The sequence below is a fragment of the Chlorogloeopsis sp. ULAP02 genome, from assembly GCF_038404745.2.
In the GTDB taxonomy this organism is placed as follows: Bacteria; Cyanobacteriota; Cyanobacteriia; order Cyanobacteriales; family Nostocaceae; genus Chlorogloeopsis.
This window is the reverse complement of record NZ_JAYKTT020000085.1, coordinates 85,265-92,854: the sequence shown is the minus strand read 5'-3', so window position 1 is coordinate 92,854 and position 7,590 is coordinate 85,265. Positions and strand designations below refer to the sequence as shown.

Annotated in this window: 5 protein-coding genes; all 5 read right to left on the bottom strand. The window is 43.8% G+C overall.

The features are described from left to right. Positions 1-293: 293 nt before the first annotated feature. The 5 genes from U2718_RS31515 to U2718_RS31495 all read right to left on the bottom strand — a co-directional run bounded on the left by U2718_RS31515 (position 294) and on the right by U2718_RS31495 (position 7,439). On the bottom strand, positions 294-1,220 hold the full coding sequence (locus tag U2718_RS31515; protein WP_341996561.1) for a hypothetical protein: 927 nt from the start codon (positions 1,218-1,220) through the stop codon (positions 294-296). 23 nt (positions 1,221-1,243) lie between these two features. Further along, positions 1,244-2,434, bottom strand: a complete 1,191-nt coding sequence (locus tag U2718_RS31510) for a homogentisate 1,2-dioxygenase (protein WP_341996559.1) — start codon at positions 2,432-2,434, stop codon at positions 1,244-1,246. A gap of 15 nt (positions 2,435-2,449) precedes the next feature. Then, positions 2,450-3,553, bottom strand: a complete 1,104-nt coding sequence (gene hppD, locus U2718_RS31505) for a 4-hydroxyphenylpyruvate dioxygenase (RefSeq protein WP_341996558.1) — start codon at positions 3,551-3,553, stop codon at positions 2,450-2,452. A 401-nt stretch (positions 3,554-3,954) separates the two neighbouring features. Beyond that, a complete protein-coding gene (locus tag U2718_RS31500; RefSeq protein ID WP_341996556.1) occupies positions 3,955-6,123 on the bottom strand; it encodes a glycogen debranching N-terminal domain-containing protein in 2,169 nt (722 codons plus the stop codon). 23 nt (positions 6,124-6,146) lie between these two features. After that, a complete protein-coding gene (locus U2718_RS31495) occupies positions 6,147-7,439 on the bottom strand; it encodes a phosphatidylserine/phosphatidylglycerophosphate/cardiolipin synthase family protein (RefSeq protein ID WP_341996554.1) in 1,293 nt (430 codons plus the stop codon). Positions 7,440-7,590 lie beyond the last annotated feature (151 nt).

Below are 7,590 nucleotides of genomic sequence, written 5' to 3'. Positions count from 1 at the left end.
CAGGGATTTGAACGCTGCTATCAACATAAACAACCGTGGGGCGCACGGTCTTAAAGCTCAATTCATGTCTTCATAGAAGAGTCATTGAGAAGCCCACGCTGTATGCTTTCATCAGCGTTGGGTACGTCACAGAGCGCATTGATTGCGATCGCCCAAAGACTTAACTTTTCGTGTATAGGACGATACCTAAAGGTAAGCTGTACGCTATTGCCTCATGAGCGCGTAAACCTATGATTAAATCAGGCTTTAGAAGCAATATTGGTTCTAAACTAGGCTGTTCTTCATTTTAGATATTAATCTTTGCGTCCCCCCGTCTCCCTGTCATTATTCAATCCATCCCAAAAAACAGCGATCGCATCCAAAATCTCTCGCCCTCCTTGAATAAACTTAGCTCGATCAAAGCTGGGCTGGAAATAAACTTCTTCCAATTCTAAGAGTGTATGTCCGGCGTGCTGCCCTTCAACGCGGTTGTGCCAACTGAAGAATGCTAAATGCAGCTGCGGATGCCGCGTCCTTTTAATCTCTGTCAATCCGTCCTCCAACTCTTGCCAAAAGCCTGCCGCCGCCCAATTCTCGACTGCAAAGCTAGCACCCTCAGCTATATTGGAATCGTCACTGCCGTAAAGACGGATCAATTCATTGCAAAAGTGCAAAGTCGTGGTACTACCGTGCTTGCGCTTGCCGATATCTTCATAATATAGCCCTAGCCCTTCAGCTACACCTAGCAGCCATTCAAAATGAGCCGCCCGGAAACGACAGATACCACCATCTACCGTGCCTTCAGTGCTAACCAGTTCAGGATCGCCTTCTCTATCTTTTTCTTCTTCTGTTTGAGCTATATGAGTACTGGTCGCTTGTCCAGATTTACGATAGATCACCCCTAGTTCGTTTAACAAAATCTCCCGGCTAGCTCGTGACTGCTGAAGGGTGGGCGAGTTGATACCCTTCAGTAAGGCAGCGATCAGAAATTGATTCGAGAAAACTGAGAATTGTTTGATGAAATACCGCAATTCTTCATCTGTTGCCGTACCTTCACGAAACCAACGAGTGTAAGTATTGTTAGTAATAATTCGATGCTGTAAAAATTCACGCTCAACCTCAGCCAGAAAGTCTCGGAAATCGTCAACTTGAGCTTGAGTGAGTTCGCCTCGATGCAAACGTTCTTCTATGCGTGAGGAAATTGTTAAACTACTGAGTGCTTTTATAAATACTTGAGTCATAATAAACACCTTATTTAGCAAACTTATAGCTGCACGCCGTGAATCGGTTCTTCTAATGATGAGATCCAACTGTGGGGATAATCTTTGTCTTCCAATGCCAGCGCGTATTTCGTCAGCATCAGCGGACGAAACGTATCAATCATCACTGCAAGTTCATCAGTTCGTTCTTTACCAATTGACCCTTCATAGGTTCCTGGATGGGGGCCGTGGGGAATCCCCCTGGGATGAAGCGTAATTGATGCTACCTCAATATCTTTACGTGACATAAAGTTTCCTTGAGCATAGTAAAGGACTTCATCTGAATCAACATTGGAATGGTTGTAAGGAGCCGGAATTGATAGAGGATGATAATCAAAAAGACGTGGTACAAAGGAACACAAAACAAATCCTGGCCCTTCAAAAGTTTGATGTACCGGCGGAGGTTGGTGAATCCGCCCTGTGATTGGTTCAAAATCCTCAATGTTGAACGCAAAAGGCCAAAGATGTCCATCCCAGCCCACTACATCTAAAGGGTGATAGTTATAAATATAACTAGTAATTTGGTTTCTGGCTTTAACTCGTACCTCAAACTCTCCTTTCTCATCGTGGGTAATCAGTTCATCCGGTGGGCGAATGTCGCGTTCGCAGTAGGGAGAGTGTTCAAGGAATTGACCGTAATTATTGAGGTAACGTCCTGGAGGCTCAATATGTCCGTAGGCTTCAATTACGAGCATCCGTTGCTCAATTCCTTGATCGGGAATAATTCGCCACAATACGCCTGTAGGAATTACTACATAATCACCGCTTTTATAGCGGAGAATACCGTACTGGCTTTCCAAGACACCACTGCCTTCATGGACGAAAATGACCTCATCACCGTCAGCAAACCGATACCAATACTGCATGGGTTGCATGGGACGAACGACACCAATGCAGATATCTGTATTCACCATCAGAGGAACACGTGCTTCCACCGCATCACCACCCGCTGCTACAGTTGCTGTCCGCAGGTGATAAGGGCGTAAAGCTCCTGGTTCTTCATAGGAGAGTAAGAGCGATCGCTCCGGCAAAATCTTCTGAATTTGAGTTGGTGGACGTAAGTGATAGAGCAGAGATTGCACCCCCGAAAAGCCGCGAATACTGATTAACTCTTCGTGATACAAAGAGCCGTTGGGTTGCCGAAATTGAGTGTGCCGCTTGTGTGGAATTTTTCCCAACTTATAGTAGTAAGTCATAATTTCGCCACGTTTCTAAACGGTGACAAGATTTCCCCGACGTGCCTGTTCGCGTTCAATAGCTTCAAACAAGGCTTTGAAATTTCCTTCACCAAAACCCCGCGCTCCATGCCGCTCAATTACTTCAAAGAACAGCGTTGGTCTATCTTGTACGGGTTGGGTGAAAATTTGAAGTAAATATCCGTCTTGATCTCTATCTACTAATATTCCTAATTCTGCTAGTTTGTCTATAGGTTCATCAATTTTTCCTACTCGCTCCTCTAAGTCTTCATAATATGTTTGTGGAGCGCTCAGAAACTCAACACCTGCTGCCTTCATGCGAGTCACTGTCTCAATAATGTTCTCGGTGGAGAGCGCTACGTGTTGAACACCAGGGCCATAATTATGTTCTAGATACTCTTCGATTTGAGATTTATGTTTGCCTTGAGCCGGTTCGTTAATTGGCAATTTGATTTTACCTGTGCCATCTTGCATCACCTTCGACATCAAGGCAGAGTATTCTGTAGAGATGGTTTTATCGTCAAAATGCACCAAAAGGCTAAAGCCCATTGTTTCAGCAAAAAACTGCACCCATCGCTCCATCGCACCTAGTTCTACATTAGCAACTATATGGTCAATGGTTTTTAGTCCCACGCCATTGCTCTTGAGATGCGCCTTACTTTGGGGATGGAAACCAGGAGCAAATACACCTTTGTAATCACTCCGTTCTACGAACTTAATTAAAACGTCTCCGTAGGCGTGAATGGCAGAGTAACGTAATATTCCATAAGCATCTTCTTCTTCAGTGGGAGCAATAGCACCTGTAGCACCTCGCTTAGTTGTTTCTTTATAGGCACTAACCGTATCTGGCACTTCTAGAGCAATAACAGCTATTCCGTCGCCATGCTTAAGGACACTTTTGGAGATTGGATGCTTCGGAGTCAGCCCTGTGCTGAAAACAAATTGGATATTCCCTTGCTGCATTAGATAGGATGCTATTTCGCGGCTACCCGTTTCTAACCCCCGATAAGCTATGTTAGTAAATCCAAAACACTGAGAATAAAAGAGTGCTGCCTGTTTAGCATTCCCAATATAAAATTCTAGGTGATCAAATTGCTTGATGGGACAAAAATCACTCATATATACTACTCCTTTGAAAAGCTTCTCCAAGGCAATTTGGAAAGCTTAAGCGCAGACAGTCATAGGTCTTTCATTCCTTGTAACAAAATTTGGGAACGAACACCCCTGCTTCTAAACTGCCTTTGCTAATCAATTAAGTGTAATCCCCTTAGGACAGAAATATATGTATAAAAACATCTACCATTTGAATGATTTATTATTATAAATTTATGTTAAGAGGGCGATCGCACCACTGCTACAAACATAAAGTGTGGTTTTTGTCTTAATGAGCATATCATTATCTCCATTCAAAGGTTCCACATTCAAATTAACAAGAACCGCGATCGCTCCTTATTGTTGAATACAAGTCACTATTTCTCGTAAATTTTGTTCTGTTTGTACTGATTGTGGAATGCACTAAATCAACGTGTAGATGAAGCAGATTTTTCCTGGTGCTGTTGCCAAGCTTTTTGCTTCACTTCAACATCACCTTCAGTAACAGCAGCATCCCAACGGGTAACATTACCTTCGCGCCAAAACTTCAAATCCACAAGAGCCTTACCAATTTCTACTTGGCGGAGGGTAATATCAGGCAACCATTCTGGTAAATATGGATCGACGTAAAGTTGATTTTTGGGAGCGTCTGCTTGCAAACCCAGCATCGCTTGCAGAAGATGAAAAACCGATGCAGCCGCCCAAGCTTGCGGCACATTTGCTTCTAGATAGGGAACTGGAAACGCTCCTGGTTCTACCGCAATCCCAGCAAAAAGTTCTGGCAAACGATAGCTAGCAAAGTATTTTGCTGCATCAAAAATCCCACCAGCAACCTGCGCTACCTCTTTAGCACAACCATAGCGCTTAAATCCCAAGGCAATAATACCGTTATCATGGGGCCAAATCGAACCCAAGTGGTAAGAAAAGGGATTGTATGCAGGGTTTTGAGTGGATATTGTGCGAATGCCCCAGCCACTCCACATATCTGGTTGCAAAAGTCTTTTCACCACATCTGCGGCATGCTCAGGACTAATAATACCACTCCAAAGACAATGACCAGCATTTGAAGCAACAGTACGAACAGGTTGTTTATCAGGATCGAGGGCTAGGGCATAAAAGTTTAAATCCTCACACCAAAACTTCTCTTCAAAGCGTGCTTGCAGTTGAGTAGCTTTGGTGCGTAGTTCTGTAGCGTAGTTATTTTCTCCCAAAAAATCAAAAGCTTCTGCCATGCGCATATACGCATCAAAAGCATAACCTTGAAGTTCGCATAACGCTTTTGGAGCATTCACTTGGCTACAATCAGGGTAAACGATCGCATCACCAGAATCTTTCCAACTTTGATTGTCAAGTCCATCTTTTGAGCGCTTTTGGTACTCCTGCAAACCATCATTATCCAAATCGCCATACTTTTCTATCCATTCCAAGCAACCTATAGCCACATTTCGATAGTCTTGCAACATCGAGTCATCTCCCAGCCATTTCCAAGCCTCATGCAGGGCGATTAAAAATAAAGGAGCGGTATCGGCTGCGCCGTAATAGGGGGTGTGGGGTATTTTCTTGAAATACGCCAATTCACCCATGCGAATCTCGTGCAGAATCTTACCTGGTTCGGCATCTCGCCAATCATCCCACTCTTGAGCTTGGAGTTCGGCAAGTTTTTGCAACGTTCCCCTCACAAAACCAGGATGCACAATCATATTTTGCAGGTTAACAATCAAACTATCACGACCAAACAAAGTCACGAACTTGGGTACACCCGCCGCAGGTATCCAAGTATCCTCAGTAAATTTGTAGTCATATAGTCGCAATGCCCCTAAATCTTCTACCGATTGGCGATAAAGTCTAGTAATATCCCCATCTGAGCAGGTAACATCAGTCACAATATCTCGCCAACGTTGTTGAACTTCATCCAACCCCGTTTCAATGGCTTGTTGGTAAGACAAGTCTACTGGTTTACGAACGTGTTTATTGTCTGCCAGGGTGTAAAAGCAACAAGTATTCCAGGTAGCACCAGGTTCTAGGGTAATCTCAAAAATAATCCGCCCATTACCATAATGGGGTTGCACGAGACAGTTGGCTAAACGATAACTGAGACACTGGAAAAAATCACCGTTGGTGTAAGTAGTTACCAGTTCACTTTGTTCTTTGTTCCACTGTGTTTCAATGTGTCCGCGACGGACGAACTTTTGAGATTCAACCTCAAAGATATCAGCAAAGTCTGAACGCAGGGCTATTTCTAGATTGAAATGAACTTTTTTACATCCATAGTTGGTAAGCTGCAACTCTTCACGAATACCCTCGCTGGCAACCCGACTAATAATTAGTGACAATGTACCCTTGGTATAAGAGCCATCATCAGTTGTAAATTCCGGATTGACGAGATAAACGCGATCTGCATAATAAGCGGTTGTTGTAGAAGTTAGACGTATCCAATTTTTACCGTTTAAATAGCAGTTATAGTAGCTCAAGAATCGAGTATCATCCGAAAAAATACCTTGGTTAGTTTCAGGATGAATATTGCCACTTAAATCAGTCACCATAAAGGTTCTGCCGTGGTTAATTGTTAAATTTGGAGTGCCAACATTTATTCTCATAATTTCACTTGATTAAACAAATTCTAAAGTTGTGATTGTAAAAACAGAACTAAACGTCCAATAATTTGCTTCCACAACGGCCGAGTACGCCAGTCTGTCATACTAATTACTTGGCTGCGCTCAAAGCCAGTGTGGAAAATCTGCTTGATATGTTTCACCATTTGCGGTTCGGCAGTAGAGATATTCAGTTCATCATTGTGGAAGAAGCTGCGGGGATCGAAGTTAGCACTGCCGGTACTCACCCATTTATCGTCAACTAACAAGCACTTACCATGCAGCATACTTGGCTGGTGCTCGTAGATTCTGATTCCTACTTGAAGTAAGTCTCCGTAAAGCTCACCAGAGGCGTAGTAAACTAATTTTTTATCATTGTGGGGGCCGCAGGTAAGAATGCGCACGTCAATTCCCCTTTTTTTAGCTGCAATGAGAGCTTGACGTGACTGATAATCGGGCAAAAAATAAGGACTAGCAATCCAAACTCGCTCTTTAGCTGCAAAAATCGCCGTAGTAAATAAAGCTCTGATTGAAGAAGAGAGATTAGAAGGGGCATCACCCGGAGTTACCAGAATCATTGCAGCCACTGGTGGATCGGGATGAAAATTTTCTGCACTCAAGTCTACTGTGCCGCGAGCTGCTGCCCAATGCTGCATAAATATTCCTTCTAGAACTGACACCACAGCACCTTCTAAACAAAACTCAAAGTCAAACCAAGGAGCCGTATCGCCAAATTTCTTCTGCCCATCCCAATAATCAGAAACCCCAGCACCACCAATCAAAGCAATTTTTCCATCAATTAGTAGTAGCTTGCGGTGAGTGCGCCCGGCATAATCAAACGGAGCTTTCCAGCTAAAAGATTTGAAGAAGCGAACCTCTACACCAGCCGCCTCTAGACGCTTCCAATACTTTTTGGGTAACTTTTTCGTACCGTAGCTATCTACAACCAGTTGTACATTCACACCAGCGGCAGCCCGTTCGGCTAAAGCAGCTGCGAAATCATTGGCACGACGCCCCGGAGTCATGAAAAATGTCTCAAAATGAATGCATCGTTTGGCACTCCGAATTGCCTTTAACCGTGCCGATTGAATCTCATTTGCCTCAAACCAAAAGTCGATTACGTAACCTGTGGTGCCTAAAGAATTAGATACACTGCCTAAAGCGACGGCAAAACGGTGTTCATCTGGGCTAGGAACATTGATAGCTCTGTAATCGATGTAGTCGCGGAAAGCTCCTCGAAAATAGAAAACTACAATAAAGAGAAATCCAGCGATGAGGGCGATCGCGCCTAGCCACCCTAAAATGGTAGCAAGTAGCTCCATTGTGAAAGATTGTCAGCTATTGTCTGTAAATATGATTTATTTAACTACCACTGGTTAGTCGCTCTTGGTAGAGTAAGGCGGCGAGGATGAGCCAAACAACCTCACCACCACGATGGGAATTATCATTCGTTCCGACTGCAACCAATGCCTA

Coding starts and splice junctions, on each gene's coding strand:
- U2718_RS31510 (WP_341996559.1), bottom strand. CDS start 2,434: ATGACTTACTACTATAAGTTGGGAAAAATTCCACACAAGCGGCACACT.
- U2718_RS31495 (WP_341996554.1), bottom strand. CDS start 7,439: ATGGAGCTACTTGCTACCATTTTAGGGTGGCTAGGCGCGATCGCCCTC.
- U2718_RS31515 (WP_341996561.1), bottom strand. CDS start 1,220: ATGACTCAAGTATTTATAAAAGCACTCAGTAGTTTAACAATTTCCTCA.
- U2718_RS31500 (WP_341996556.1), bottom strand. CDS start 6,123: ATGAGAATAAATGTTGGCACTCCAAATTTAACAATTAACCACGGCAGA.
- hppD (WP_341996558.1), bottom strand. CDS start 3,553: ATGAGTGATTTTTGTCCCATCAAGCAATTTGATCACCTAGAATTTTAT.